Source organism: Nitrosomonas sp. Is35, assembly GCF_033063295.1.
GTDB lineage: Bacteria > Pseudomonadota > Gammaproteobacteria > Burkholderiales > Nitrosomonadaceae > Nitrosomonas.
Genome location: NZ_JAWJZH010000001.1, coordinates 2,066,179 through 2,092,340 on the forward strand (window position 1 = coordinate 2,066,179; position 26,162 = coordinate 2,092,340).

At 47.1% G+C, this 26,162-nt stretch carries 27 protein-coding genes and 1 tRNA gene; 18 read left to right on the top strand and 10 right to left on the bottom strand.

Annotated elements, in window-relative coordinates:
* Positions 1 to 154: 154 nt before the first annotated feature.
* Complete coding sequence (locus tag R2083_RS09725) at positions 155 to 1,612, bottom strand: alginate export family protein (protein WP_317538339.1); 1,458 nt, start codon at positions 1,610 to 1,612, stop codon at positions 155 to 157.
* 237 nt (positions 1,613 to 1,849) lie between these two features.
* On the opposite strand from R2083_RS09725, the gene R2083_RS09730 reads away from it, so the two are divergent.
* From R2083_RS09730 to R2083_RS09740, 3 genes are all read left to right on the top strand, one after another.
* On the top strand, positions 1,850 to 2,152 hold the full coding sequence (locus R2083_RS09730; RefSeq protein WP_317538340.1) for a PAS domain S-box protein: 303 nt from the start codon (positions 1,850 to 1,852) through the stop codon (positions 2,150 to 2,152).
* A gap of 58 nt (positions 2,153 to 2,210) precedes the next feature.
* On the top strand, positions 2,211 to 3,440 hold the full coding sequence (locus tag R2083_RS09735) for an IS256 family transposase (RefSeq protein WP_317537414.1): 1,230 nt from the start codon (positions 2,211 to 2,213) through the stop codon (positions 3,438 to 3,440).
* Positions 3,441 to 3,556: 116 nt separating this feature from the next.
* Positions 3,557 to 3,632 (top strand) — tRNA-Asn (locus R2083_RS09740).
* 93 nt (positions 3,633 to 3,725) lie between these two features.
* Here the strand turns inward: R2083_RS09740 and R2083_RS09745 are convergent.
* Positions 3,726 to 4,070, bottom strand: a complete 345-nt coding sequence (locus tag R2083_RS09745; protein WP_317538341.1) for a hypothetical protein — start codon at positions 4,068 to 4,070, stop codon at positions 3,726 to 3,728.
* A 333-nt stretch (positions 4,071 to 4,403) separates the two neighbouring features.
* Here R2083_RS09745 and R2083_RS09750 point away from each other — a divergent pair, with 333 nt between their 5' ends.
* Positions 4,404 to 6,614, top strand: coding sequence for a hypothetical protein (locus R2083_RS09750; RefSeq protein WP_317538342.1), 2,211 nt, complete (start codon positions 4,404 to 4,406; stop codon positions 6,612 to 6,614).
* 267 nt (positions 6,615 to 6,881) lie between these two features.
* Here R2083_RS09750 and R2083_RS09755 read toward each other — a convergent pair whose 3' ends face one another.
* The 4 genes from R2083_RS09755 to R2083_RS15415 form a co-directional block, all read right to left on the bottom strand.
* Positions 6,882 to 7,250 (bottom strand): hypothetical protein, encoded by a 369-nt coding sequence (locus tag R2083_RS09755; RefSeq protein WP_317538343.1) that lies wholly within the window; start codon positions 7,248 to 7,250, stop codon positions 6,882 to 6,884.
* Positions 7,251 to 7,516: 266 nt separating this feature from the next.
* Entirely contained in the window at positions 7,517 to 8,218 is a 702-nt protein-coding gene (locus R2083_RS09760; RefSeq protein WP_317538344.1) for a Crp/Fnr family transcriptional regulator, read from the bottom strand.
* 48 nt (positions 8,219 to 8,266) lie between these two features.
* Positions 8,267 to 9,082 (bottom strand): integrase core domain-containing protein, encoded by an 816-nt coding sequence (locus R2083_RS09765; protein ID WP_317537428.1) that lies wholly within the window; start codon positions 9,080 to 9,082, stop codon positions 8,267 to 8,269.
* Between the two features lie 374 nt (positions 9,083 to 9,456).
* Positions 9,457 to 9,672 (bottom strand): recombinase family protein, encoded by a 216-nt coding sequence (locus tag R2083_RS15415; protein WP_411172543.1) that lies wholly within the window; start codon positions 9,670 to 9,672, stop codon positions 9,457 to 9,459.
* Between the two features lie 2 nt (positions 9,673 to 9,674).
* Here R2083_RS15415 and R2083_RS09770 point away from each other — a divergent pair, with 2 nt between their 5' ends.
* From R2083_RS09770 to R2083_RS09785, 4 genes are all read left to right on the top strand, one after another.
* Entirely contained in the window at positions 9,675 to 9,836 is a 162-nt protein-coding gene (locus tag R2083_RS09770) for a hypothetical protein (RefSeq protein WP_317538345.1), read from the top strand.
* A 141-nt stretch (positions 9,837 to 9,977) separates the two neighbouring features.
* Entirely contained in the window at positions 9,978 to 10,481 is a 504-nt protein-coding gene (locus R2083_RS09775; protein ID WP_317538346.1) for a hypothetical protein, read from the top strand.
* Positions 10,482 to 10,550: 69 nt separating this feature from the next.
* Positions 10,551 to 11,270 (top strand): hypothetical protein, encoded by a 720-nt coding sequence (locus R2083_RS09780; RefSeq protein ID WP_317538347.1) that lies wholly within the window; start codon positions 10,551 to 10,553, stop codon positions 11,268 to 11,270.
* Between the two features lie 568 nt (positions 11,271 to 11,838).
* Positions 11,839 to 13,095, top strand: coding sequence for an MFS transporter (locus R2083_RS09785; protein WP_317538348.1), 1,257 nt, complete (start codon positions 11,839 to 11,841; stop codon positions 13,093 to 13,095).
* A gap of 396 nt (positions 13,096 to 13,491) precedes the next feature.
* On the opposite strand, the gene R2083_RS09790 is transcribed toward R2083_RS09785, so the two are convergent.
* Positions 13,492 to 14,255 (bottom strand): IS5 family transposase gene (locus R2083_RS09790; RefSeq protein WP_317530936.1). Its coding sequence is split into 2 segments (ribosomal slippage): positions 13,492 to 13,940 and positions 13,940 to 14,255, totalling 765 coding nucleotides; the frame shifts between segments, so codons are not numbered across the junction.
* 104 nt (positions 14,256 to 14,359) lie between these two features.
* Here R2083_RS09790 and R2083_RS09795 point away from each other — a divergent pair.
* Together R2083_RS09795 and R2083_RS09800 are read left to right on the top strand one after the other, a co-directional pair.
* A complete protein-coding gene (locus R2083_RS09795; protein ID WP_317538349.1) occupies positions 14,360 to 14,824 on the top strand; it encodes a hypothetical protein in 465 nt (154 codons plus the stop codon).
* Between the two features lie 206 nt (positions 14,825 to 15,030).
* Positions 15,031 to 15,687, top strand: a complete 657-nt coding sequence (locus R2083_RS09800; RefSeq protein WP_317532077.1) for a peroxiredoxin — start codon at positions 15,031 to 15,033, stop codon at positions 15,685 to 15,687.
* A gap of 101 nt (positions 15,688 to 15,788) precedes the next feature.
* Here R2083_RS09800 and smbP read toward each other — a convergent pair whose 3' ends face one another.
* Complete coding sequence (gene smbP / locus R2083_RS09805) at positions 15,789 to 16,178, bottom strand: small metal-binding protein SmbP (RefSeq protein WP_132427781.1); 390 nt, start codon at positions 16,176 to 16,178, stop codon at positions 15,789 to 15,791.
* Between the two features lie 256 nt (positions 16,179 to 16,434).
* Here smbP and R2083_RS09810 point away from each other — a divergent pair, with 256 nt between their 5' ends.
* The 7 genes from R2083_RS09810 to R2083_RS09840 all read left to right on the top strand — a co-directional run bounded on the left by R2083_RS09810 (position 16,435) and on the right by R2083_RS09840 (position 23,089).
* Positions 16,435 to 17,934, top strand: a complete 1,500-nt coding sequence (locus R2083_RS09810; protein ID WP_317538350.1) for a transglutaminase domain-containing protein — start codon at positions 16,435 to 16,437, stop codon at positions 17,932 to 17,934.
* A 181-nt stretch (positions 17,935 to 18,115) separates the two neighbouring features.
* A complete protein-coding gene (locus tag R2083_RS09815) occupies positions 18,116 to 18,982 on the top strand; it encodes a hypothetical protein (protein ID WP_317531118.1) in 867 nt (288 codons plus the stop codon).
* A 52-nt stretch (positions 18,983 to 19,034) separates the two neighbouring features.
* A complete protein-coding gene (locus R2083_RS09820; protein ID WP_317537191.1) occupies positions 19,035 to 19,688 on the top strand; it encodes an IS1595 family transposase in 654 nt (217 codons plus the stop codon).
* A 324-nt stretch (positions 19,689 to 20,012) separates the two neighbouring features.
* Positions 20,013 to 21,326 carry a peptide-methionine (S)-S-oxide reductase MsrA gene (gene msrA / locus R2083_RS09825; RefSeq protein WP_317531119.1) on the top strand — a complete coding sequence of 438 codons (1,314 nt, stop codon included), beginning with the start codon at positions 20,013 to 20,015 and terminating at the stop codon, positions 21,324 to 21,326.
* Positions 21,327 to 21,388: 62 nt separating this feature from the next.
* Positions 21,389 to 21,772 carry a hypothetical protein gene (locus tag R2083_RS09830; protein ID WP_317531120.1) on the top strand — a complete coding sequence of 128 codons (384 nt, stop codon included), beginning with the start codon at positions 21,389 to 21,391 and terminating at the stop codon, positions 21,770 to 21,772.
* A gap of 94 nt (positions 21,773 to 21,866) precedes the next feature.
* On the top strand, positions 21,867 to 22,466 hold the full coding sequence (locus R2083_RS09835; RefSeq protein WP_317531121.1) for a restriction endonuclease: 600 nt from the start codon (positions 21,867 to 21,869) through the stop codon (positions 22,464 to 22,466).
* 140 nt (positions 22,467 to 22,606) lie between these two features.
* Positions 22,607 to 23,089 carry a YbhB/YbcL family Raf kinase inhibitor-like protein gene (locus R2083_RS09840; RefSeq protein ID WP_317538351.1) on the top strand — a complete coding sequence of 161 codons (483 nt, stop codon included), beginning with the start codon at positions 22,607 to 22,609 and terminating at the stop codon, positions 23,087 to 23,089.
* Between the two features lie 74 nt (positions 23,090 to 23,163).
* Here the strand turns inward: R2083_RS09840 and R2083_RS09845 are convergent, their stop codons facing one another.
* Together R2083_RS09845 and R2083_RS09850 are read right to left on the bottom strand one after the other, a co-directional pair.
* Complete coding sequence (locus R2083_RS09845) at positions 23,164 to 24,945, bottom strand: hypothetical protein (RefSeq protein ID WP_317538352.1); 1,782 nt, start codon at positions 24,943 to 24,945, stop codon at positions 23,164 to 23,166.
* Between the two features lie 58 nt (positions 24,946 to 25,003).
* Positions 25,004 to 25,414, bottom strand: a complete 411-nt coding sequence (locus R2083_RS09850) for a hypothetical protein (RefSeq protein ID WP_317531124.1) — start codon at positions 25,412 to 25,414, stop codon at positions 25,004 to 25,006.
* A gap of 361 nt (positions 25,415 to 25,775) precedes the next feature.
* Here R2083_RS09850 and R2083_RS09855 point away from each other — a divergent pair, with 361 nt between their 5' ends.
* The gene (locus R2083_RS09855) at positions 25,776 to 25,997 is read left to right on the top strand and encodes a YezD family protein (protein ID WP_317531125.1); all 222 of its coding nucleotides are present in this window, start codon (positions 25,776 to 25,778) and stop codon (positions 25,995 to 25,997) included.
* Positions 25,998 to 26,162 lie beyond the last annotated feature (165 nt).

Here is a 26,162-nt window from a genome sequence, read left to right on the forward strand (position 1 = left end):
CCTCGTCTATCAGATTGATATGTCTCGGTTGTTGCGTTCCGCGCGCCTCGCCCTTCATCACGTTCGTTGATTTAATCAGCGTTTCCCTAAGTAATGCACCGGCGGCTCCTTAAAGTTATTTAAGGAGCCGCCTGCTTCTCAAATATTGACGACACTAAAACTTGAAGGTCACCATGGTGTAGCCATAATTGGTGTCCTTCATGCCCGGGCTGAATGGAACCTTATCAAAGTAATCGCCCTTGAATAAATGACTATAACCAAAGTCGAAGCTCATTCGTTTCATGTAACTCCACTGCGGATCCCAGCCTAAACTGACATCGAGCATATGACCGAGAAAGCCCCCGGCCCCGCCGGTCGCATCTTGCAGGCCACTGCCGACAAACGCGCCGCGCTTATCCGCCAGCCAGTACGCACGGTGCGACATCATCAGGCGCACCGTGGGGGTGGGAACGAGCGTGGCGCGAAAGCCGACGGGCGACATCAGATTGGACGGGAAGAACGGCCCGAACATACCGGTCGGACCATATTCAACCCGGCGTTTTGCATACAAAATGTCAAAGTTCTTGTCCGGATCGCGGTCTCCCGATGCAAAGTCGAATAAGTACAGCGCCCGCAACGGCATCGAGGTATTGAAGCTATACCCGACTTCGCCGTGATGGCGATGGGCGAATAGGCTCTTGTTCCGGGTATCGCCGAATTGGTACATGGATTCAATTTCATAATCCATGCTGCCTTTCGTCGGCTTGGCGAACAGCCTGAAACCGGTGGTCGATAAGTTACGCTGTCTGAGATTATCGCTTTCGTTCAACTGCAAGAAATAACCGTCGAAGTTAGCCCAACGCAGATCGCGATTGGTAACGTAAGCGCCGGAGAAGTAAGTTTCGGGAGTGTTCCAATTCAACGATGTCGGATCACGTTGCACCGGACGGGCGCCAAACACGCGCAAACTCCATTTTTGATCGGTATTGCCCATCATGAAGTGCAAACCATCAAACGCGGGTGATAAGGTACCCCAACGGTGCCCCCCTACCAGGCGGGCTTCACCCAAGTCCATCATGAAACGGCCGACTTCGAATTTCGCCGCATAGCCTGTGCCGAGAAAGTTTTTGTCGTGCAGACCGAGATGCATTTGGGTGAAGTCAAAATGATCGGCCATAGTCGGGTTATGATCTTGCCCGAAGTTGGCCAGTGGAGCGCGGATGTCGGTCAGTTCGAGGGTGAACTTCAGCGGATCGATGATGTTCTTGACTTCAAACAAGAACCGGGTACGTTGATGAATCTGATCGTTGAATCCCGGAATACTCTTGGTAAAACCGTGATCGTATACGTCGTAACGGGTACGGTGTTCGATTGCCACATTGAGCCAATCCGGCGCCATAGCGGCAAGCGGCGTTTTGTGATCCTCCATCAATTTGGTCAGATTATCGAAGTCAAAGCGCGTACGCCCAGGTGATTCCAGTGCGCTGAAAGGTGCGCCATTGGCTCCATTGGCTACGGTCTTGTTTTGAACGACAACGGATGGTTTCGTTGTCTTCTCCGTCTCCCCTTTTTCCACTTCCGCTGCGAATAAATAATTGCTGCCTAAAAGAAACCCGGTAACGGCTAAAGCCATCCAACGGGCACACCGAGCATTTTTCCTAATCATTCCTTTTTCCTCTCCCTATTTAATTTTGATGGTTTGAACAGAGAATCCTGTTTTCGAAGGAATAGTACTTATGTATAAGAAATAGCAACATACGCGTAAGCACGTAAGGGTAAACTCTTATGTAATGGAATCTAATAGAGAAAAATAAATTTTGAACACAAACTTCAGCAACTAAAAAGCTGAGCTCTACAATCGGAGCGTAATGTGACCGAAGCGATAAAAAACTTAAGTTTCAAGGTATTATTCGATGCTATGGCGGATGCGATGGTGTTAATTGAAAGTGACGGGCGTATCGTGTTAATGAACCCAGCAGCGCTGCAATTGTTCGGTTTCAGCGAGAATGAACTCGAGGGGCTAACGATTGATAGGCCAATCGCGCCACGATACCGGAAACAGTACCAGCATTATCAAGCACTTTTTTTCAATAAACCGGTCAAGCTGCCAATGGGCAGTGGCACCGAATTCATAGTACTCGATCGTTCCGGCCAGGAAAATGCGGAGGTGTAAATAATTTTGTGTAAATGGTCATATTGCAGGAAACTGTTTATATATTTTTGGAGCAAAAATGACCACACCCAAACCCCTGCCAGCCGGCTTAATTGATAGCCTGCTGGCCGATTACAAAAAGCCAGAAGATTTAATCGGTGAGCATGGTCTTCTCAAGCAACTCACCAAAGCGTTGGTTGAACGTGCCTTGCAAGCAGAAATGGCCGATCATCTTGGTCACGATAAGCACGAAACGGTAGTCAATGCCACTGGCAATACCAGAAATGGTAAAAGCCGTAAGACCCTGAAAGGTGAATTCGGTGAGTTACCCATCGAGATCCCCCGTGACCGTGAGGGCAGCTTCGAGCCTCTGATCATTTCCAAGCATCAGACCCGCTGGGCGGGCTTTGATGACAAGATCCTCTCGCTGTATGCCCGTGGCATGACAGTGCGTGAAATCCAACAGCACCTCACTGAAATGTATGGCACAGAAGTATCGCCTACGCTCATTTCTACGGTCACTGATGGCGTAATGGATGAAGTGAAGCAGTGGCAATCCCGGCCTCTCGATGCGGTGTATCCTGTGATCTATCTCGATTGTATCCATGCCAAAGTTCGTGACGCTGGTAGCGTTCGTACCAAAGCGATTTACCTGGCGATCGGCATTAACATGGAGGGCCATAAAGAAATACTGGGCTTATGGATTGCTCAGACCGAGGGTGCCAAGTTCTGGCTCAGCGTTGTCACTGAACTCAAAAATCGTGGCGTGCAAGATATCTTTATCGCCTGTGTCGATGGCTTAAAGGGCTTTCCCGAAGCGATTGAAACCATCTATCCACATGCCATTGTACAACTCTGTATCGTGCACATGGTTCGTAATAGTCTCAACTACGTCGGCTGGAATAAACGCAAGGAAGTAGCTGCTGATTTACGTTTGGTCTACAGCGCCGCCACGATTGATGAGGCTGAACACGCGTTAGCCGACTTTGAAGATAAATGGAACTATGCTTATCCACCGATCGCCCGATCTTGGCGCAATAACTGGCAACGCATCATTCCATTCTTCGACTACCCGCCTGAGATACGGCGCATTATTTACACCACCAATGCGATTGAGTCAGTCAATATGAGCCTACGCAAAGTCAGCAAAAACCGTGGATCGTTTCCCAACGATGAAGCTGTGATCAAATTGTTCTATTTGGCTCTCAGCAATATCGCCAAAAAATGGTCTATGCCACTAAGAGATTGGAAACCGGCACTAAACAGGTTTACTATTCAATTTAACGAAAGAATGCCTCGGCATTATTAACCACCGTTTACACAAAATCTAGGACACCCCCTAAAACAAAGCAAATTTCCAATACAAGACGCAATCTGATGGTTGACCGGAAGGCTTCAAAACGTTAACATGCGCATCTCATCAATTCCCTGATAGCTCAGTCGGTAGAGCGACGGACTGTTAATCCGCAGGTCCCAGGTTCGAGCCCTGGTCGGGGAGCCAATTCGGTACAAAACTGGGCACTCTTTGAAGCGAGTGCTTTCTTGTTTCTTCCACAGCGTGAGCAAGCGCAGAATAACTGCCGGTTATCTCCGCTTAATTGTCTTTGATACGGATTTCACTCACCAGCAGTTTGAAATATTTCTTACCGAATCCGCTTTTTCTGTCCGGTAGCTTAGTTCGTAGTGCTTTGGTGAAAGCTTCAAGCTGATTCTGCTTGATTTCGGAGAATTGCTGCTGGCGTCGGTATTCCGCAACCTGAATCAATAACTCCTGCTTTCTCGCATTCAGTTTGTGAGAGCGCTCATGCAATGAAGCATCCAACGGTAAAAATCCTTTCTCAACGACCTCATACAGTCGATCAATGGCAAGCTTTATTACAAATCTATCAAGTACAGCCACATCAACGAGCTGTCTAAGCTTGATAACATCATTTCGCATGAATTTTATTTTCTCTCATGTTATTCAGTTCAGAGAAATCACTTCATTCTGCACAAATTATTTCAAGTAATACTTCAAATCTTAGCCTTATATATCTGATCTAATAAATTTCTGTTTTTTCTTTTTTAAGTATTATCTTAGAGAAAATTAAGGTTTTTGCTTATTCTAATTTTCTCTAACGAAGAATAATCTCTAATTAAGTATGGCTTATAAAAGTTGTATTCCCGTTCAACGGAACTACAGTACATATTTGGCAGAATTATGTATTTTACTTATATAATCAAGTGCTTGCATTGTCATTATCATAGTTTCCCAATTTAATGGAGAACAATCATGGCTAATCAGGAAAAATCTCAATCAAATGATGCAAATGAATTAAATTTGCGAAAAAACTTCAAAGCAATGCTCGCAAATAATCTTAATTATTTTGGAAATTTACCGCAGAGCAATTTCAAAGCAGAAAACAAGAAAATATCCGATATATCCTATGAGCAACTCACTTGCGTCGGTTTTAACCCGGAAACCAACTTTCTGGAAGCCACTATCGCAATTAAGCGTCCTTTCGGTTACGGAGGGGATCTGTGCAGCAAAGGTAGCACTGAATTCGTTCGATTCTTTGTCGATTATGGCTCCGGTTGGGAAGATGCTGGTGTTACAGCTGTTACGGTTCACGATATTCCCACTGGGACAGACTGTTCAGAGCAACCCGAGAAGCCGCTTATCTATGTTGCTAATCTCCGCTTGGAACCCAAAACTAATTGCTGCAACTCTCCTCTATTGCCCAAGGTGCATGCAATACTTTCCTGGCAATGGCAACCGCCAGCCGGTGCCGCCAATGTCAGCTGGACTCCGGTATGGGGTAATTCTCTTGATTGCCAGATTCAGATTAAACCCAGGCCGTGGAACCTGTTCTGCCTTTTCGATCTGATTAGTGCCTCTCTCCCTCAGAAAATCAAGATTCCTCCGCTTTTCGAACAAGTTAAGTATCAACCAATTCCGCAACCGGATCCTGCACCTTTCGGTGTTACCCAATTAGCTAAACTTTACAGTCAGAAAACAACCTCCAACATGGCTTTGAGCGTTCCTGCACACCGGTTCGGCGTAAAAGAGATTCACTCAATCGTTTCTACCGGAGTGTTTAGCCAGGAACTTGCCGCCGCGAAGACTACGGAATGGACATCAGCCGGTTTGGATTTTGCCAGTGCTATTGGAGCGCTGCTGAAGACTAGCTCGGATGTGAACTATGAAGAGATCGAGTGCCTTGGACTCGACGAGGGCGCACCTGAAAGATTAGTCGCTACTTTCCGAATTAAACAACCACTGGGTTACTCTGGCGACCTATGCCATGCTGGCAGCCAGGAATATGTAGCTTTCTGGGCTGATTTTGATAACACATGTGAGTGGACCTACATGGGAACCGTACAAGTCAATGTGCATGATATCCCATCAGTTCCTAAAATGGGATTGTGTTATTCGGCCATTCTTCCTGTCGATCTGACCAAATTTCGCCAAAGTTGTAAAAAACCTAAGATTGCCAGGATTCGAGCAGTTCTCTCCTGGAATATCCCTCCATCTACGACCGATCCAGACGCCCTAAACTACTACGGGAATCGTATGGACACGCACGTTCAGATCAATCCATCCGAGCCTGGTTCTCCAAAGCAGCCAGAAATTCGGAATATCGGCGGCATACCTGTGGAATTTATCAATACGACTGTCAGCGGTCTAACTCTATCTGGCGTCGGCGCCGCATTCGCACACTACCCTGGTGTGCCAGCCGATGCTCATGATCGTGAGTGCCCCTTTGGCGGTGCTCTCTACATGGATGCACAATTTTACCCTGGCTTTTTCTATCGAGTAAGAGTACGAAAATCCAGTGATCACTCCATCGTCAAGGTTTTGGATGACGGCTTCCAGGTGGAGCGTTGGAATCACCCGCCAACATTCGACACACAAACTGCAGTGGGCGGTTTCTTCAAGTATCTAAATCCAATTGACTACGTGACAAGAACCATCGCCGTGTGGTCCTCCTCTTCCTTGGCGTTGGCAGATAGGGATGATCTCTGGGAGATGCAGCTCGACATCGCCACTGCGCCCAATGATCTAAACATTATCGGCAGCAGCCCATGGTACCGTGTACAACTCGATAATACTGCACCAGCCTTGCCACCAGCTAACCCTCCGAGCATCGATATTCATATCGCGGCAGGCGGCGATTGCAAGGATTTCAGTCAAGACTCGACTATTACTGGTAATTTTGTTGCAAACGATCTTTATTTCGGATCATGGAGCCTTTCAACTGAACCTAACACGTCCACCACACCTTCGAATCAGCCCCACCCTAACCCATTTTTAGCGAATACGTCACCCGCTCCGGCTCCAGGCGGACAAGGCTGGTCTCTTGATACGCTTAACCCCATCCAGATGAAGCCCTGCGGGTATGTCGTTCGACTGGATGTAGTCGATCGCTCGATTGTGAATAGCATCCCAGGCAGTCACAATTGGAATCACATCGAGGTTGGGTTCTGTTTGCGCGAAAAATAAAAAATATTTCGCCCTCACAGACACAAAATATTGATTGCCGGAAAAATTAAAGCTTATATTTGACCTCTATCTCGGTAGAGGTCAAAACGCAGCAAGACAAGCCAATTTATAAGATATTGATCGACAATTTCTTCCACAAAAATAAATTATTGAAATTAATCAATTAGCTGCATGATTAATACTAAAAATAACAAGCAAGATAATTTCATAGCCATACATTAATTTTCAATTAGCTTAATTATCAAATGCTGTTACTGCTGCCAATTTTTATTTGATTTTCCCATCGCTTGCTTCAGCTTGATAATCAGTAAGTATGCCAACTAAGATAATAGTAATACCCATCGCAATGTAAAAATTTCTTGCGGCTTCTTCGGTTGAAAAATTAAGGAGAAAAGGTATGGCTATTAACAAGGGGCCGACCATCCGCTCGATCCAGCCATGAACGGTAAATGGAATTAGCTTTACTACCCCAAAAGGAAAATCAGAAGCCAGAGTGACAAGCAAATGTACTACAGCAAGACTATAGGCAAGTATGGCTGATAGCTGACCTAATCCTAAAAGTGTAGGGGCAAGTAAAAAAATAAAGACGGTCAAAAAATCAAGATAACCATGTATACGCGGCGAGATCACTTTCATGTAAATGCTCCTGTATTAATTTTTGGTCACTCCAATAGTCACCATGACCCATAAATTAATACAGCGCTATCATCGATGTCTGTTATCTACACAACAAATCTACAAATTCCTTACTAGGTTGTTAGGGAAGCGCTGATTAATTGACTGCACGAGCGAATTGCTTCGTTGCGCGGCACTCACTCCCTCGCCTATCAGATTGATATGTCTCGGTTGTTGCGTCCCGTGCGCCTCCCTTCATCACGTTCGTTGAATTAATTAGCGCTTCCTTAGGGGCGCAGGAATCTGCAAGAATCGACAAGAGCAGCGTCATTAATACAAATCTGATCGCGCGTATAATCAAGCATTCCACGATTTCTGAAATCATTCAAAACCGTACTCACCACTGAGCGGCTTGCCCCCACCAAATCCGCCACTTCCTGCTGGGTCAAATGGATTTCCAAGGTATACCCATGCGTACATCGTATTCCAAACATCCTAGCCAATTCTAATAATGTAGTTACAACGCGTACTTCAACGGATTGAGTCAAAATAGTTCTTAACTTGCGCTCAACTCTCTGTCTCCGAGCATACATATCTTCAATGACATACCAAGCCAACTCTGTTTGATGAGACATCATTGCTTTAAAATCGCTATAGGCTATTCGATAGAAATTAACATTATCCAATGCCTGCGCAGTCTCATCTATTTCCTGACTGGCAGAATTATTTTGAAAGCAACCAGTGACATCCCCTCTTTTAAGCAGATCAATAGTAATTTCACTCCCTTGCTCTGCTAAATGAGAAAGCTTAACAATACCGCTTTTTATCCAAAATAAATTGCAACAACGATCACCTTGGTGGTAAAGAAAAGCTTTTTTAGAAACATTCATTTCCTGAATGGAAGGATAAATTTTCTGCAATTGATTCAAATCATGTTCAAAGAATTCGTTAATCAACCTGGATTTAGCATCGCATACTATGGATTGCATTTTCAATTCCACTAAAATTTAACTGTATTTAATTATGTGTAAGAAATCTCAGGGTTGTTTACAGAGAGGTTGATTGAAATAAGCGTGAAGTATTTCATAAGGGGTAGCATTATTCAAACTCTTATGAGGTTTGACGGTATTGTAGAAGTTAATGAAACGGGAAAGCAGAATGCGCCGATCGGCGCAGTCTTTAAAGGAAATCTGGCTGTGCCACATATCCATCAGGGTGCGGATGACTCGTTCGGCTTTGCCATTGGTTTGCGGACGATTGATGCGGGTAAACTTCTGTCCGATACCGTGTTGTGTGCAAGCTTTGCCGAAAGCATGGCCGTCAGTTCCTTTAAATTCCTTGCCGTTATCGGAATAAGCGCAGTCGATCTGATACGGACATTGGGCAATGACAGTGTCTATGAGAAAGCGAGCTGCGCTGTGTTGAGTTTTATCGGGAAAAATATCGGCATACAGCTCCCTGGAAAAATCATCGATGGCCACAAACAGGTACTCGCGAGGTTCATTGGCGGATTGCCCTTTCAACAAGGAAAGCCGCTTGGTATCAAAGTGAACAAGCTCACCTGGGTAAGACTTGTTATAGCGTTTGGCTTCACGCTTGAGCCGTTCCTGGATGGCTTGTTCGACCTTAGCCAGGCGCTTAAGACCGTATTGCAACGTCTTGAACCGCTGATTGGTGCTGTCACGCGGCGTAAATTCCTGCAGTCTCGCGCGTTTCAGTACATCATAAATCGTTGGCCGGCTGACATGAAAGCGTTCCGCCAAATGCGCCACCTTCCACAGCCGGGTTTGATAAAGCCGCCAGATTTCCTGACGATCTAATAAAGTTAATCGGGTGCGTTTGTGTATGTTCATCTACAGTATTCTCCCAAATACTGTAAACAACGCTAGTAATTCTTACAAATTATGCAATAGTTTAGCTGCTTAACGAACTTAGAAATCGGCACAAATAAGACGTGACAAATCTGACAAACATTGGCGAATGTTGGAGAGTATATTATTAATAAAAACAGTTAATTAAAACACGCCAATCCGTAGGTCCCAGGTTCGAGCTCTAGTAGGTGAGCCAATTCGGTACAAAACTGGGCACTCTTTCAAAAGAGCGCCTTTTTGTTTCTTCCACAACGTGAGCAAGCGCAGAATATTAGCCAAACTCCAACGAATAACGAAAGAAACATGACAGACTATGCAAAACCACCACATCGTAGGGACTGGGTTTCAGTGAAGCTTCAGTCAATCATTTGCTGAAACACCGGCCTTTTGCCATCGGTTGCGGATGCACCCGGCTCGACGTATTCCATGATTACAGAGTAACCATTGGCCTTGCACCAATCGCGCATTTGCCGCAACTGATCGGGTATCGATAAATCCTTTTCCGCTTGCTTGACCGTGGAAACGCGAGCATAGAGCGCTATCCGGATTTTTCTTGTTCCGTGTTGGAGAATTGATGCGTCATGTTATATCAAAGCCGCAAGCGCGCATAACTCCACAGGTATCCCCCTATGGATTTATGCGCTTGCCGAGTCTCATGGCTACCAGCAACGCCGCCTTGCCTGCGCGCCCGTCCTCACGTCCGGTTGCTCGCACAGGCAGCTTTAATGATATTTAATTGATTGTCGAAAAATCTAAGAACCTTTATAGTTGTTCTTTATTTTTCAAGGGTATGTATTTGTAGCCCCCCGTGTTACTTGAACGGGGTTCATAGAACACAGCAAGATAAACATAATGAAATGGAGAAATTACCATACCGATGAAACCAGCGTGGAACAAGTTTATTTGCCTACTTATACTTATGACCTTGCCTTCGTTTGCCCTTGCTGATATCAGAAGTGCCACTGGTAAGCCATTATTAGATTTTTACACTATTTATGGTGCAATTGACTCTGTAAAAATAATTAACGAATTATGCAATATAGAGTTTCCTGAATATAAAAAACAAAATGACATCGCATATAGTTTATGGCGTTCTCGATATAAGGATTTCATATATAAAATAGAACAATATAATCATGAAATCGTAAAGAAAACTTCTAAAGGGAATGAAGCTTCATATGCAAAACAAATACTTGATACAGCTCATACTTATGAGAAAAATAAAGTATTTATGAATCAGATGTTTTTAGATTACGGTGAAACCGTATATCGCCAAACATGTTCAAATTATCCAGCATACACAGAATCGGAGAAAACTGATTTTCCAAATTACTATAAAGAGCACTTGCAAGTATTCGAGAGTTACTGGCGTAAGCAATAGTAAGGAGAATCTATGTCGGCTTTCGCTATCTTGGTAATTTCTTCAAAAAATTAACATTTTGGATTTTTAATGTCTATTTGCCAATTATGTCTTAAAGATCTTGATCTTAGAAATTCTCATATTGTTCCTGAATTTTTGCATAAGAAGTTGTATAACAATAAGGGGCATTTAGCCGCTATAAATGGTCAAGGCAATAAAGGCTATAAACCCCTTCAACAAGGGCTCCGTGAATATTTATTTTGTGAATGCTGTGAACAACATTTTAATGAATATTGCGAGAAACCATTCCAGACTCAGTGGATAAACGCTAATCCTAATCCACTTCCAGATCCTTGGAGCATTTCTGAGCCCTATTGGATTACAGTTGACTACAATTCATTTAAGTTATTCCATCTTAGCGTGCTATATCGCGCTAGCGTCAGTAGTCTGCCTAACTTTGCTGAAGTTTCTCTGGGGCCGCATCAAGATAGCTTACGTCAAATGATTTTGAATCGAGATCCTGGCAAATTTTGGCAGTATCCAATATTTGGCGCAGCAGTCATTCATCACAAGACCAAAGAAATTATACATTCAGTCACAATGGCTTATCGAACAAAATATAAAGAGCATACTTGTTATAGCATCATCTATGGTGGAGTTCAATGGTCGACATCTGTTTCATCGCACCGCAATCACGAGTTTGAACGCTGTGCTTTACAAGAAGATGGTCGTATGCCTTTTCATGCAGTAAGTTGGAATGAACTGGAAGTTTTTCAAACTGCTGCAACAATGCTTCGGAATACACGTTAACGAACTTAGAATCAATGACTTTAGAAACTCTACAATTGTTTTAGTTACAAGAAAATAATGGATATTTGCCAGTTACCAGACTTATCCGTTTTGGTGAGCCAAAAAATCATGAAGTCTCAATAGTTACTTAGAAAGTATTCAATCCTTGTGACTGTAAATTGATTGCATTGAAGATCTACGCAATCCGGAATTACATAGTAGCCGGTCCACTCGGATAGTACTTTCAAGCCGTTACGCATATTTCCCCATTTCAGATTATTCTGTTTAATACACAAAAATCATCTGCCCAAGCTTTTATTTTTTTCAATTCACCTTTGATCTGATTCCAAGCGCTTTACAGTGCTTCATCATTGCGCGAAGCCTTTTTCTGTCAACATTCCGATTCCGATGAGAAGAAAATATCTACGAATCAACACCACTACTTCAAATCAAACGTAATTTCATGAATTCCTGATCATAAAATCATTGGTTTGACAAACGTTCAGTTCTTTATTATCGTCCCCCCTCGGTAAAAAAGTGGCCATCGCTCTTTGACGTGATAGCCCGGAAAATTCTAAGGAAATCGATAATGACCAGCCCCTATCGCCAGCATCGCCGAATACTAGTCGCAAGTCTGGTGGGAACGGCGGTGGAGTTTTACGATTTTTACATTTACGCGACAGCGGCGGCGTTGGTGTTCGGGCCATTATTTTTTCCAGCCAGCTCTGCATCCGCGCAGTTGATGCTGTCATTTCTGAGTTTTGGTCTCGCGTTCATCGCGCGCCCTTTCGGGGCGATTTTATTCGGCCATTTTGGTGATCGGATCGGGCGGAAATCCACGCTGGTTGCATCATTGATGTTGATGGGGGTGTCAACCTTGCTGATCGCTTTCCTGCCAACCTACGCGATGGTTGGATGGGTTGCGCCTCTTCTGCTGTGTATCCTGCGCTTCGGGCAAGGGCTTGGTCTTGGCGGGGAATGGGGCGGCGCGGCGCTACTGGCGGTTGAAAATGCCCCTGAGGGGTGGCGGGCGCGGTTCGGCATGATTCCACAACTGGGCGCGCCGATCGGATTCATCGCCGCCAATGGACTGTTCCTGCTGATCGGCATGGCGTTGAGCGAAGCAGAATTTGCTGCGTGGGGATGGCGTATACCGTTTCTGGCCAGTGCAATCTTAGTCGGCCTCGGTCTGTGGGTGCGCTTAAAGATCAACGAAACGCCCGAATTCGCGCAAGCGTTGGCAAAGGACCCGCCGGTTCCAGTGCCCATCGGTGAACTGGTCCGCAACCATGCGCTGGTCACCTTCGCCGGGACTTTCGCGGTAGTCGCTTGCTTTGCGATTTTTTACCTTTCGACCGCTTTTGCACTCGCGCACGGAACGGTTGCCTTGGGATACAGCCGTGAGGTTTTCCTGACTACCCAGCTTTCTGCCATTCTGTTCCTTGCGCTCGGTATCATCGTCTCGGGTATATGGTCTGATGCAACCAGCGCGGCGCGGGTATTGACTTGGGGATGCGCGGCAACCATCGGCATGGGATTAGTATTTGGACCGCTTCTAGGTTCAGGATCGTTATGGCTGGTATGGACAGCGCTGTCGCTCGCGCTATTCGTCATGGGCTTTGTCTACGGTCCCCTCGGCGCGTGGCTGCCATCGCTGTTTCCGCCACGGGTGCGCTATACAGGCGCTTCATTGGCATTCAATGCGGGCGGCATCCTGGGCGGGGCCGTCGCTCCAATCGCCGCACAGGCGCTCAGTGACTTTGGCGGTACGTCACTGGTCGGTCTTTACTTGACCATTGCCGGGGTGTTCAGTTTGATCGGGTTAACGCTGGCTCGACGGTTTTAACAATCTTATCGTTTGCGCAAGCAAGCGGTTTTGTTCAATTCTTGCAGACGGGATACAATCCCGGCATGCAGATGCTTTAACGATAAACAGAAATCCCGCTCAGGCTAATCAGTGTTAATTTCCGGCCATACCGAAAGAAATCTCGCTTAGCGCATGTTAAGTCTTCGCAATATAAAATGAATATCCCCGCCGAATATTGGCTGCATCACACCATCTTTTATGCAATGCTGTTTTTAATCCACTATATTTGTGGATTACTCGTCATTCATCGAAATTTCAAAGTCAATTACACAAGAAAAATCAATCATTTTGCTTTTTTCTTCCTGCCAACTTTGCTGCCGATGGTCATTGACTACCCCTATAGCGCAGCAACATTTTTCATCGATTTAGGGCCTGTTAACACAATCTGATTGCTTCGACGATGAGAGCGAAGTGGATAAAGGAGATGAAGACGACATCGAGCTTATCGAACCTGGAGAAGATGCGGCGAAATCCCTTGAGCCTTCTGAACAATCGTTCGATCTCGTTGCGTTTTTTGTACATGGCACGGTTGTATTCCCAGGGTGACAAGCGATTTGCTTTGGGCGGAACAACCGGGATGTAACCCAAATCTAGTGCCAGTTGCCGGGTTTGGTCGCCCTCATAAGCACGATCCATCAGCAGGTAGGTGGGCGTATTGACGGGACCGAGGGAAAGCAAAAGCTGCCTGCCCTCTGGCGCATCGTGGGCGTGACCGGGCGAGAGGGCAAAGCTTATGGTTGTTCTGGAATCTGCGGCAACCAGATGAATTTTGGTGGTCCATCCACCTCGAGATTTTCCGATGGATTGGGGGCCGTTTTTTTTAACGCACCCGTACCGTCGGGATGGACTTTGATGCTGGTGCTGTCCAGCGAAACAGTTTCAATACGGATACGGATGATTTGCTGATGCTGAAGTTGCCCAAATACATGGCTCAGTACACCACTCTTTGCCCAGCGATTCATGCGGGTATAGATGGTATGCCAGTTGCCGAATCGCTTGGGAAGTCCTCGCCACTTGCAGCCATGCTCGGCAACGTAAAGAATGGCATTGAGAACTTGCAGATTGGAATGGCTGACGTTGCCACGCTGACGCGGCAGGCAGTGCTCGATCTGTTGATATTGAGTTTCGGTGATTTCCATCACCAAATTATATCAAATAGCGTTAACAGGCCCTAGTCTGTGCCATTATTTTTCTGACATTTTTTATAGCGCCCGTGCGTAATAGGGTTGAAGTGCTGTCCGTGATGTTCCGCTCGTTTGACCGGCCGGAAGACAGGCCATTAACGCTGACTTGGCTTTATACCCAGTTTATCGCCAGCTATTTGGTACTCATTCCCTTACTGGCCTACTTTGAGAGTCATGCGCTGCTACCGGTCATCATGATCATCATTATTGCCAATGGCGTCGGCGACGGGCTTGCCGAACCGGTGGGGATAAAATTCGGAAAAAGAAAATATACGACTTATGCGCTGTTTACTCGGGAAAAATACGTTCGTAGTTATGCCGGTAGCGCATGCGTATTCATCACAACTTTTATCGCCATTTTAGCTTTTCACTCCTATTTCAGCACAGTCCAATTCATCGCCGCTGTGCTCACGGTGCCGGTTCTGATTACCCTGGCTGAAGCCTTCTCTCCGCATACCTGGGATAGCCCGCTCATTTATGCGGTTGGCGGTGCGTCGCTGATCGGTATTTTGCATTTTTTGTAACAATTGTTAGCCGTGTATTGGCGGTAACTGCATCGATAAATTATGATCCATGCCAAACAATTTCAAATATACTGTGATTCAGCTTCATGACGAGGGCGATCCGGGATACTTTTTTACGCACCTCCCCGATCAGCCCGCGCAACCTGTTAAGTATTGAACTATCATCGATCCATACGTTTAATCAACTTAAAACCAAGGAGTTATCCATGTCATTGCGCATTAATGATCAAGCACCCAATTTTCAGGTAGAAACCACGCACGGAAAAATCGATTTCCACGAATGGATTGGAGACAAATGGGCGGTACTCTTCTCGCACCCTAAGGATTTCACCCCCGTGTGCACAACGGAATTGGGTTATATGGCCAGTATTCAATCCGAGTTTGATAAACGGAATACCAAAATCATCGGACTGAGCATCGATCCGCTGACTGATCATGAAAAATGGCTGAAAGACGTTGAAGACGTCGGCGGGTCGGCGGTTCGCTATCCAGTGATCGCGGATACCAACCTGCACGTCGCCAAACTGTACAATATGTTTCCCGCGGATGAAACGGGTTCGGCGGAAGGGCGGACCGCGTTGACGAATGCAACCGTGCGTTCGATCTTTATCATCGGCCCCGATAAAAACATCAAACTGATGATGACCTACCCCATGACGACCGGCCGTAATTTCAATGAGATCTTACGGGTGCTCGATTCCATGCAGCTAACCGCGAAACACAAGGTGGCAACACCGGTGAACTGGCAGCAAGGCGACGATGTCATTATCGTGCCTTCGGTCAGTAACGAAGAAGCGCAGAAGATTTATCCCGAAGGCTGGAAAACACTGAAACCCTACCTGCGTAAAGTAAAACAGCCCTGATTCGTTGATCACCTTCTCGCTATCCTATTGAACAACACCGAACTTACTCCAACAGAATCAATTCGATGTGTTATCAGGATAGCGTGATCAATACAATGTACTTACTGGGTGGCAAATTGATGCATCTGTTCCAGCGCATCGGTAATATGTTCACCGGCGATATCGGTATGTCCCTGTTTGGCGTGGCTGATCGCTTCGACCAAATGCCGGATGGATTCAGTGATGGGTCTCCTTCCCTTGTCGTTTCCGCCAGCAATCGCTTCCGCTTCAGCTTTCTTGGCATACTCCAGGCTCTTCTCCGCATGTTCAATAATATGCTCGGCATGCGCTTTATGCGTTCTCGCTTTTTCCGCATGTTTGATGGCCTGGATCATCGAATCAACCCCTTCTCCTCCGGATTCAGTCTTGTTTGCATAGCCTGAGGCATTGATTCCATTACTGAATAAAAGTACCCCAATAGCCAGTGCTAAGATCGATAAAATATTTTTCATGATATAAGTACCTCACGGATTGTTGATCAAGGTAAAACATACACTACCACTTCTTGCCGGTTAAATACGTTTTTCACCGGAATAAACACCGCTTTCGATATGTTCCGGAATAGCGAATGTGATTAAAATGAATCGGTTAGCGGTTAATTTCCGAATTCGCGATTGTATGAATGCGACAGATCTGTCATGCTGAAAATAATAAGAGTGCCAAGTCAGGTATCCGTTCAGACCACCTACTCGTGAAGGAGAATAAAACATGTGTTTCACATTTTCAAAGATCTCACGGACACACAACTGGAATTGGGACGGAGAACGGATCGTTCATGAATCCATCGTTCCTTCATCGCGCCCCCCGGTAGGACACAGCAAAGGCAATTACGATATCGATGTGCGAGAATTCTTGGTAAGCGAGCGCAATGTGGTGATGCGCCGCACCTTGGAAAACGAGATTAAGAAATTCATGGCCAAACTACCGCACGCCAGCTGGGAGTTTTTCCGCTCTCGAGATCCGGGATCGTTCGATTTCCGGGCAAATGTCATTGCCGAATTCGTGGCCAAGGAAATTGAATACACACCGACAAACGGTCTCGATCCGTGGCAGTTTCCAGAAGAAACGCTTGCGCTTAAATCGGGTGATTGCGAGGATCGCGCATTGCTGATCGCATCGTTATTGCTGGCGAGCGGCATCAGTTCGTTCAATGTCAGGGTGGCGCTGGGGAAATTCAGAACATGGACGAAAGGAAAACAGCATGACTTCGATCATGTCTGGGTCATGTACAAGGATGAAGCCGGTCACTGGCAAGTCATCGAACCCGCTCATGCGAAAAAAATACAAAAACAGACTGAAGTCAAAAAAGATCTGCCGGAGAAAGCCGAGTATGTGCCTTTCTATCTGTTCAACGACGTGCACTTATGGCAAACACAGCAACCCTCCGTGTATAAAAAGAAAATATCGGAAGATTTAAAACGCGATTGGTCGAGCCTTCATCCGGAATTCGCCGGGTGGGTTCATAAAAGCTTACTGAACAAAGCGCTCTCAGCCGATATTTGCCCGCCTTGGGTTTTAAATTCGCTCAACCGGCATTTCACCAGTGTTTTATGGCAGAAAAGCCTAACCGTTGATGACGTCGACTTGCCCGGATCTTACGATCCAAGGGATCACTTTGATAACGGCTACATCACCGATGGCTGGGATTTAGTCAAAGTCCGGCTGGCGCAATTTGAAAAAGAGAGCCTGAAAAACCTCAATGCATTTCATCTCGCCGCACATGCGATAGCCGATTTTTACGCGCATACCAGTTATGGCCATTTCGGATCGGTGAGCAAGGGCAGCTTGCAGTTATTCGACCCCGATCATCCGGACGCCAACCTAGCGCAGAAACCCGATTACGGCTCAGGATCATCCTTCGATTTTGAGAAATTTTCCCGGAACACCAATCTCAACAAAGGATCAGCGGCCGATGCGGCCCAATATTGGCAAGGGCAAATCATTTCCGGCCGCTATGCGCAAAAAGGCGATACTCACGGTCCCGCGGAAGCACTTACGTTCATTCCGCCCGATCTCGTGAAAAAGAAAGATTTTCCTGGCCGCGGATTACTGCCGCATCACAATGAGATCGCGGTCGATGAAAACGACCGCGACAAAGCACACATCTTATACACGAACAAGAAAATGTACTTGGAACAATACCAGTTACGTTACGATGCTGCGGTAAGACATATCCGGGATGCTTTCGTGAAACATTGGAAGCCGTAGGAAAACTCAGAACAGGTTACCAATGACCGGGCACAAACTATTTTACGTGCCCGGATCTCCAGCGAGAAATCATCAATGATTACAAATACTAAAACATTGCGGAAACGCCTACAGAGCCAATCCCCACGAAGAATATGATATTCTTCGGGGTATTATTTTAATAAAAAAAGGAGATTACTCGATGAAAAATACCTCGAAAAAATTTGTAATGGGCGCTTATGCCATCATTCTGTCCGGTAACTTCCACCTTGCTTTTGCCGAGATAAGCAACGACACCGAAATCTTATTGAATTGGGCCGAAAATACCTATCCCGCGTATTTTCCCAATCATCAAGCGACGCAAAGCATTGAACCCTGGCTGTTCCGCTTTTATCCGGATACCGGTATTTATGCAGGCGTGAACAAAAGCGACAATAAGGTTTACGTCATGGGTGGGCCTTGGGGCGATAATCCAACCATCGTTTCGCCATTAGCGGATTTAATCGCCCAGATCAACAATTCCGGCGGCAACGGCAGTATTCCGGCGTGTAACACCGCCAACGCGCCGACCGGATTAACCTATACGCAAAGCGGCAATGTCGTCAACGTAACCACCAACGGCCAGTGCATTCCGATACCGGACAGTAATAGCTTTTGCCAGACACCGCAACAGACCGCCGCATCCGGAATATCGATGCTGTCATCGACCAACGTGACTTTCTCTAAGATCAACGGCATCAACATTTCGATTCCCGGCATTCCCAATCCGTTTGAATCCTTCGCCAGCAGCTTCGCCAGTGGCAAACATTGCACCGTCAACGCTCCCGCCGAAGCAACCAATCTGATTATCAATTCCGACACTTGCTTCGACATCACCAATTCATTCGGCAGCTTGCCCACGGGCATACCAGGCGTCACCGTCACCCCGCCGGTGACCTTGGCGCTTAAAGACACCGTCACCAACCAAACCGTCGCCGATTGCTTCACAACCGATGCCGAATCGATCTTCGATGCGTTCACCAATGAATTTTGGATCAAGCAAGACGGCCGTTTCGTCAAAATTAATTGATTTGAAAAAAATTGGGGCTGTAGTAGATTAGCTTAACTGATAAGCTAATTTAATGAAGATAAGTCATTGTAGATTATTAAAGAAAACGCAATCAAGGTTGTTGGAATATTTTGTGTTGGAAGTTACAGCGCGATCAGCAGCCGATATATTGGGAATTCAACCTAATAGTGCAGCACTGTTTTATCGCAAAATACGGGAAGTGATTGTTTATCATCTAGAGCAAGAATCTCACGAAATTTTTCATGGTGTAGTGGAATTAGATGAAAGCTACTTTGGTGGTATTCGTAAGGGCAAGCGTGGTCGCGGCGCTGCGGGTAAGGTTGCTGTTTTTGGCATATTGAAGCGCGGTGGCAAGGTTTATACGAGGGTTGTTGGAGATACTAAGACAGAAACGTTGATGCCGCTAATTACTAGAAAGATAGCGCCTGACAGCATAGTTTATACAGACTGCTATCGTAGTTATAATGCGCTCGACGTGAATCATTTTTACCATAAGCGTATCAACCATTCCACACTATTTGCACAAGGTAAGAATCACATCAACGGCATTGAAAACTTTTGGAATCAGGCCAAACGCGTCTTAAGAAAATACAATGGTATTCCTAAAGGATCATTTCCATTGTTTCTCAAGGAATGTGAATTCAGATTCAATTATGGAACTCCTAAACAACAGTTAAAAATTTTGAAATCTTGGACTCATATTTAACCTGATCTACTACAGCCCCAAAAAATTTAACCAATATCCGGATCGCTCGATAAGCTCGCGATCCGGCACAAACCACACCCATTAATTACGTTCGTAAATTGCCGGGAAGGCGTGGTTGAAATCACAACTTCACACGCGTCTATTGCGAAAGATTGAATTGCCAAGCACGAGAGACCATTATTTATACCAGCGGCAACGTTACTAACAAAAGCCCAGGCACCATACAGGTTCAAACAATTTTGCATCCACACAATCCTCTGTAGGTGAACCTCAGCGACGCCCCCAGTGTCGAAAATTTGTCTAAATTACACCTAGAGATTCATCATGAAAAAGACTATCGCGGCAATCGCCGGCTTATTATGTATTCTGACAGCCTATGCAATGGAGAAAAACGTGACACCTACCGATCGGAATAGCACTATCACAAAGGATTACATTGTCTTGGGAATGGGTTGTTTTTGGGGCGCGGAGAAACGCATGAGCGAGATCCCGGGCGTGCTCGACGTAGAAAGCGGCTATGCCGGAGGCGATTTGCCCGGCGTCGGTTATCAGCAGATTCTGGATCACGAGCGGAAATTAAGCGCAGGCCGGACAACGGCACGAAACCATGCGGAAGTCATCAAGGTCACTTTCGATCCGGCAAAAGTCACGCTGGAAACCGTGCTGGCGAAGTTCTGGGAGAACCATAACCCGACGCAAGGCGACCGCCAGGGCAACGATGTCGGCAGCAATTACCGCAGCGCTATTTATTATCACGATGAAACTCAGAAAGATCTGGCGCTGAATACTCAGAAAGCTTATCAACAAGCACTGAACACCGCCGGATACGGCGCGATCACGACCGAAACCCTGCCGCTGAAGAACTACATCACCGCCGAGGAGTATCACCAAAATTACTTGCAGAAAAACCCGAACGGCTACTGCGGCCTGGGCGGCACGGGGGTGAAATATCCGGCATCCGGCCAGTCTGCAACGCAAACCGCTACCGGCAGCAACCTCACTCAACCGCTGGATGGCAAGGATCTGAACTTTGCGCAACAATTGGTGATTTTTGAGGCCGAACATTGCGAATACTGCAAGCTTTTTGATAAGGAAGTGCTCAATCAATGGCAGGCAGCCGTACCCGTAGTAGCGACAATGAACACCAATCCACCGGCCGGTTGGACACTGGAAAAACCGCTGTTCGCAACACCGACCATCGTACTGTTCAGGAACGGCCAGGAAGTCACCCGGTACACCGGGTATAACGGGGAGCAAGCCAATTTCTGGAAATGGCTGGGATTTCAATTATTGACGCCGGAACAACAAAAGATCGCTTTCGCGCAAGGCACCGAACCGCCGTTTACCGCGTCCAATCTGGACGAAAAACGCCCCGGTAAATTCGTCGACCCGATTAGCGGCGCCACGCTTTTCCTCAGCCAGACAAAATTCAACAGCGGAACCGGCTGGCCCAGCTTTTTCGATCCCGTCGAAGGCTCAGTGACGCTGCACGATGACCATTCGCACGGCATGAAACGCATCGAAGTCCGCAGCGCCAGCTCCGGCATCCACCTCGGCCACGTCTTCGACGACGGCCCGCCACCGAGCCATAAGCGCTACTGTATCAATGGTAATGTGTTGAAATTTATTCCGGATTGATTTGATCACTCCATTGAGTCAACGACTTTGTAACTTCATTAGATCGCAAAACGAGCTATAGCGTGAAACCACGTGACGAAATTCAGAAGCAGTATGCCGCTAGATTGTACGAGCAACGAAGTCAGGGCGTGCTTCTAAAACGCTTGAATGTCAGCGTTGGCGAGTGGCAACCGCTTTCTAATCAATGCCACCTCAATGTAACTGAATTGTGCACTTATGATAGCCGTTACAAGCCAGTTCGGGGATGGCTGTACTTTGATCTAGCGCCGTTTCCCTTTGTAAAGTTCGTTTCTCATTCTGCAGTGCGTACACCTGATGGTCACTTGTACGACATCACGCCAACCTCCGTGGCAAAAAGCTATCCCTTTATTCCTGCTACAGAATCAGAAGACGAGTATGCTGCCATGAACCTGTCAGGAATCACGGAATTGTGGTATTGCAAGTGAGTTGCGATCTAATAAAAGGCTTCAGTCGACGTATTTGCCTTCGCTTTGCTATGGTAAATCCACAGCTAAGCAAGAGCGCTAGGACCTTCTCTCAATGAGCTCCGTTGCAAAGGGCAATAAGTTCGAAGATCAAGTGTTTGCCGCAATCTATGATGAAGTGTATGAGGGACGGCTCGGGTTACAACCTCAGCAGTGCAGAATTTTTCAGAAGAAGGGGTATTACTCGCGAGATCGAGGCGGCAATATCATCGTAGATATCTCCATTGAGCTATGGTTACCAGGTGCGCCTCAATGGTCGATGCTCTGGATTTGTGAATGCAAGGACTATTCCGGGTCTCTACCCGTAGACGATGTCGAAGAGTTCAAATCGAAGCTGGATCAAATATCCGGAAAAAATGTCAAAGGACTTCTTGCTATCACTGGCGCTCTTCAACGAGGAGCGTTCAACTATGCAAAATCTCAAGGCATCGGAGTCGTAAGAATCCTGCCGGAGGACCAAGTTTGCTGGGTTATGTATCACATGACATCTGCAATGTTGTCCCACAGCATTAATCTACGCGAGTTTGAGCAAGCCTTTATGCTGCCACGCTTCAGAGCCGAGAATCAGTCGTTCTTTGGAAATGCGGATGGCTACTTCTTCGATTCATGGCGAGGGCTTCTTAAAAAGACTCTTACCAGTGGCGAAGAATCCTAATCTTTCGCTTTAGCGGACCGCCTTCGGCATCCGCTAAACTATATTTCAATTCATATAGAGTGAGTGGAATATCATACCAATATCTTAGTAAACCAATACCCAAATCCATTGCGGAGTTAAAATTCTACATGGCTGTTTTAATGATGACCACCCTGACACTCACCTCAACATCCTTTGCCTACAACGACATGATCCCCGCCCGTTTCACTTGCGACGGACAAAACATTTCACCCGCGCTTAACTGGAGTGGAATACCGGAAGGCACGAAGAGTCTGATGTTGATCGTCGACGATCCGGATGCACCCGATCCGGCGGCGCCGAAAATGACCTGGGTGCATTGGGTGCTGTATAACATTCCACCATCCGCCGCCGGTTTAGCCGAGGGTATTGCTGAGAAAGATTTGCCGCAAGGCACGTTGCAGGGAGTTAACGACTGGAAGCGAACCGTTTACGGCGGCCCGTGCCCGCCGATTGGCACGCACCGTTATTTTCATAAGTTGTACGCGTTGGATACCGTGTTGCCGGATTTAAAACATCCAAGCAAAACTGCGCTCGAACATACGATGAAAGGCCATATTCTTGGCCAAGCTGAATTGATCGGACGCTATCAGCGGCCGCACTAACCGAGTTAATCGTAGCTGACCCGATCAATAATACTCCCAGCACCCATCCGCTGCTGCAAAAGCCGCATGATTCCTCACTGTACCGGTCTGCGCGTTTCCCGGAACCAAGCCCGGTACTGTTCCATTTTCACGCGTTGTTCCGCCGGAGCGCGGCGGCGGCAGGTGGTGAATTCTTCCGTATCCGCTTTGGCACCCCAACGGATTTCGGCGCAGTCGTTGGGGTTGTAGGCCATTTCAAAAGCCGGTTTGCGCGCCAACACATCGGCCACCGACAACTCCCACGGGCTGCCGTCGCTGCGCGTGTAGCGGATACTGCTTTCCAGGACGCGTTGCGCGTGATGCTGTTCGATCTGGGCTTTGGCTTGCGCGGGACTTTGGTTGCCGAGAACAAATAATTCCGGATGGCGCAGAATTTTTTCCGGCAAGCCGGTGAGCACATTGATCGCGATGATCAAACGCATATCGCGCGACGGCGTGGAATAATCTTCCCAAGGTCCGAGAGTCTGAAAAATCGCCGCGCCGCTGGGCATCGGGATAACGCTGCGCGGATTTTTGCGTAAATACGCTTCGCCGTTGTTCACCGACGTGACGCGCGTCTCGATTTGTTCCACCAGCGCAGCCAGTGTGGCTTCGTACGCTTGCACCGGATCAAAACCCTCGGGATTGATCAGTTTGGCTAATTTGGCGTAGAAATCGTCGGGCGTGAGCTGATCCTGCTCCAAGGAATAAGCGGTAAATTCAGGGTGACCGCTCAGTTCATTATTGCTGAGAACACGCCATTGGCCGGGAGCAGTTTGAGTCAATGGACGGAACGCCTTGAAACCCGGCCCTGCATTCGCGGTGTTGGCAAACAACAGGGTGCCTTCCCACACGCGCTTGCGCGTCACCGAGTTGTCCGGTTGCGCATCGACGGCCAGCAGCACGCCGGGATTATCTGCCGTCTGCGGCACCCATTCGGCCACGACCAGAATATGACCATAGGGATCGGCGTAGACCGTTCCCGGCCACAGCGTTTCCCGGCTCATCGGAACCGGATACAGATCGGTTGATTCGTCCGCCAGCCCGGTGCGTGCCGAACCCGAGTGAACGGTATCCACCAGCCGACGGCTGAATTTCGTGAAATTGCTCTGCGAAGTAACACCACGGGTAAATTCAGACACGATGGTCGGCGCGTTGCAACGTGGCGGCGTCTTGGCCGAGCCGCGTCCGCACGCGCGGAAAGCGACCGGCAAACCGGTCTTCCAGGCGAAATACGCCCTCAATGTATACGGCAAATCGGCGCAGTCGGGCGTCAGCGGCAATTTATTGTCTTCGCCCAGACCAAGATAATTGTGCAAGAAGTTGCGCTCGGCGTTGCGCAATACCGGCTCCAGCGATGTAAAGCTGAGATTTTCTTCGGGCGGCGCGCCAAACAAGGTTTCGATCCAGGCGGAATAAAACGCTTCGGCGGCAAGATTCCATTCTTTGAGTCTTTCCTGCGGATTGGGTCCACCCACGGTAAATTGATGGCAGGCAACTGGCTTGACACCCCGGCTCGCTTCGACGCGATAGTGCCCTGCGCCGGGTTCTTCCCATCTGGCAGCCAGACTCCAGGGCGGGCCGCCGCGGTGGCGCGGCTGCAGCGCTATCCGCTGGCCTTGATCGCCGGTCAGCGTCAATTCCGCCAGCGGGCCATCGGTCGAAACAGCCATGATCTTGACCGGTTCGCCGTTTCTGGGATTTAACGGCGAAATCCAAATGTGCGCCGCGCCGGTCTGCTCACACGCGATGTCCTCGGCGAGCGCTTGCGGAATGCCCACCCCTGCCAGAAAGCACGCAAGAAAACAATTCATGAAATAGACCCGCAAGCTTTTCATCCGCATTCTCCTGTGATACGCACACGCCTTCAAAACCAATTGTTCGCTTCGCGACCAGCTATTCCTTTTTAATCAGCGCGATTTCATCCACGATGTCATTTTCGTCATAACGCACTTGAAATGCCATGTCATCGCCACTGAAGGTGATTTCCGTGGGCGTGCCGACCAGCTCCCATAAACCCAGCGTCACGACATTCGCCGCGCCATGCAGAAAGGCCCTGCTCGCTTTCGCGCCTGTGCTATACCCTTGAACAAACTTAAAGATTTCATAGCGCTTACCGTCGCGGAATTCGCTGATAACCGGCGCACCAAACTCGGAAATCAGCATGGCTCGGGACGTGCCTTCCTTTAATAAATCGACATCCTTCTTTTCAGGCTGTTTGGCCGCCATAAAAACAGAGCAGCCGGAAACTGACAATAGCAATATCAACAGCACCGTAAAAAACATAAACCTTCTTAAATTATTCATATCTCGCCAGTTTAATTCACGATAATCCAATTACTTCGGACACAAATGAGGAAAAAATACCGGCCATTGCTGATCCGGATTTTCCTCTTTTTAGTGCTGCATTTTACTGGAATCGCTTCGCCGGTGTGTCGCTACAGCGATGATTTACTCACTTGTCATTCAATTAATCCGATACTTCAAAAATTACTTTTTATCATAATTATATTGATTATCATCTGGTTAGCAATGAAATATCATGTTACCACAGTACAGCATAATGATTTTTACTTATATAGAAATTAGAAAATATTATTTCTATTTATATAAAAAAATTGCTATCGTTCGCTTCCATCAATTTTTACTACTGTGTTGAACACTATAAATGACTACCGATTCCGGTTTGGAACACAAAATTGTTGCAAACAATGATCCAATCAACAAGGTTCCCGTGGAGGTCGCGCAGGAAATTTTGCGCGCGGTTGCAAGCATCGAATACGGTTCGATTGAAATCATCATCCACGGCAGCAGAGTAGTTCAAATTGAGTGCCGGGAAAAAATTCGCGTCAACCAAGGCGGACCAAACCGGAAAACGCTAAAACCGTAACTACTTAAATGGGTTAAGTTTTAAGTTCCACCAATGCAGCAAAGCCAACCTACCCCTTAACAATACCAGCCAAAAAAACTGGCCGGCATAAAACTAAATGAGCAGATCGACGGAATTTCCGGTGAACTTACTCAGGAGAATATAGTGAAATTTCTTTGGTACATA

Excerpts from the sequence above, each read along its gene's own strand:
- R2083_RS09770 (WP_317538345.1), top strand. The coding sequence starts at position 9,675 with ATGCGTCATGTTATATCAAAGCCGCAAGCGCGCATAACTCCACAGGTA.
- R2083_RS09725 (WP_317538339.1), bottom strand. The coding sequence starts at position 1,612 with ATGGCTTTAGCCGTTACCGGGTTTCTTTTAGGCAGCAATTATTTATTC.
- R2083_RS09785 (WP_317538348.1), top strand. The coding sequence starts at position 11,839 with ATGACCAGCCCCTATCGCCAGCATCGCCGAATACTAGTCGCAAGTCTG.
- R2083_RS09835 (WP_317531121.1), top strand. The coding sequence starts at position 21,867 with ATGAGCTCCGTTGCAAAGGGCAATAAGTTCGAAGATCAAGTGTTTGCC.
- R2083_RS09845 (WP_317538352.1), bottom strand. The coding sequence starts at position 24,945 with ATGAAAAGCTTGCGGGTCTATTTCATGAATTGTTTTCTTGCGTGCTTT.
- R2083_RS09760 (WP_317538344.1), bottom strand. The coding sequence starts at position 8,218 with ATGCAATCCATAGTATGCGATGCTAAATCCAGGTTGATTAACGAATTC.
- R2083_RS09750 (WP_317538342.1), top strand. The coding sequence starts at position 4,404 with ATGGCTAATCAGGAAAAATCTCAATCAAATGATGCAAATGAATTAAAT.
- R2083_RS09745 (WP_317538341.1), bottom strand. The coding sequence starts at position 4,070 with ATGCGAAATGATGTTATCAAGCTTAGACAGCTCGTTGATGTGGCTGTA.
- R2083_RS09775 (WP_317538346.1), top strand. The coding sequence starts at position 9,978 with ATGAAACCAGCGTGGAACAAGTTTATTTGCCTACTTATACTTATGACC.
- R2083_RS09765 (WP_317537428.1), bottom strand. The coding sequence starts at position 9,082 with ATGAACATACACAAACGCACCCGATTAACTTTATTAGATCGTCAGGAA.
- R2083_RS09810 (WP_317538350.1), top strand. The coding sequence starts at position 16,435 with ATGTGTTTCACATTTTCAAAGATCTCACGGACACACAACTGGAATTGG.
- R2083_RS09850 (WP_317531124.1), bottom strand. The coding sequence starts at position 25,414 with ATGAATAATTTAAGAAGGTTTATGTTTTTTACGGTGCTGTTGATATTG.
- R2083_RS09855 (WP_317531125.1), top strand. The coding sequence starts at position 25,776 with ATGACTACCGATTCCGGTTTGGAACACAAAATTGTTGCAAACAATGAT.
- R2083_RS09780 (WP_317538347.1), top strand. The coding sequence starts at position 10,551 with ATGTCTATTTGCCAATTATGTCTTAAAGATCTTGATCTTAGAAATTCT.
- R2083_RS09800 (WP_317532077.1), top strand. The coding sequence starts at position 15,031 with ATGTCATTGCGCATTAATGATCAAGCACCCAATTTTCAGGTAGAAACC.
- R2083_RS09815 (WP_317531118.1), top strand. The coding sequence starts at position 18,116 with ATGAAAAATACCTCGAAAAAATTTGTAATGGGCGCTTATGCCATCATT.
- msrA (WP_317531119.1), top strand. The coding sequence starts at position 20,013 with ATGAAAAAGACTATCGCGGCAATCGCCGGCTTATTATGTATTCTGACA.
- R2083_RS09795 (WP_317538349.1), top strand. The coding sequence starts at position 14,360 with ATGTTCCGCTCGTTTGACCGGCCGGAAGACAGGCCATTAACGCTGACT.
- smbP (WP_132427781.1), bottom strand. The coding sequence starts at position 16,178 with ATGAAAAATATTTTATCGATCTTAGCACTGGCTATTGGGGTACTTTTA.
- R2083_RS09820 (WP_317537191.1), top strand. The coding sequence starts at position 19,035 with ATGAAGATAAGTCATTGTAGATTATTAAAGAAAACGCAATCAAGGTTG.
- R2083_RS09755 (WP_317538343.1), bottom strand. The coding sequence starts at position 7,250 with ATGAAAGTGATCTCGCCGCGTATACATGGTTATCTTGATTTTTTGACC.
- R2083_RS09840 (WP_317538351.1), top strand. The coding sequence starts at position 22,607 with ATGATGACCACCCTGACACTCACCTCAACATCCTTTGCCTACAACGAC.
- R2083_RS09735 (WP_317537414.1), top strand. The coding sequence starts at position 2,211 with ATGACCACACCCAAACCCCTGCCAGCCGGCTTAATTGATAGCCTGCTG.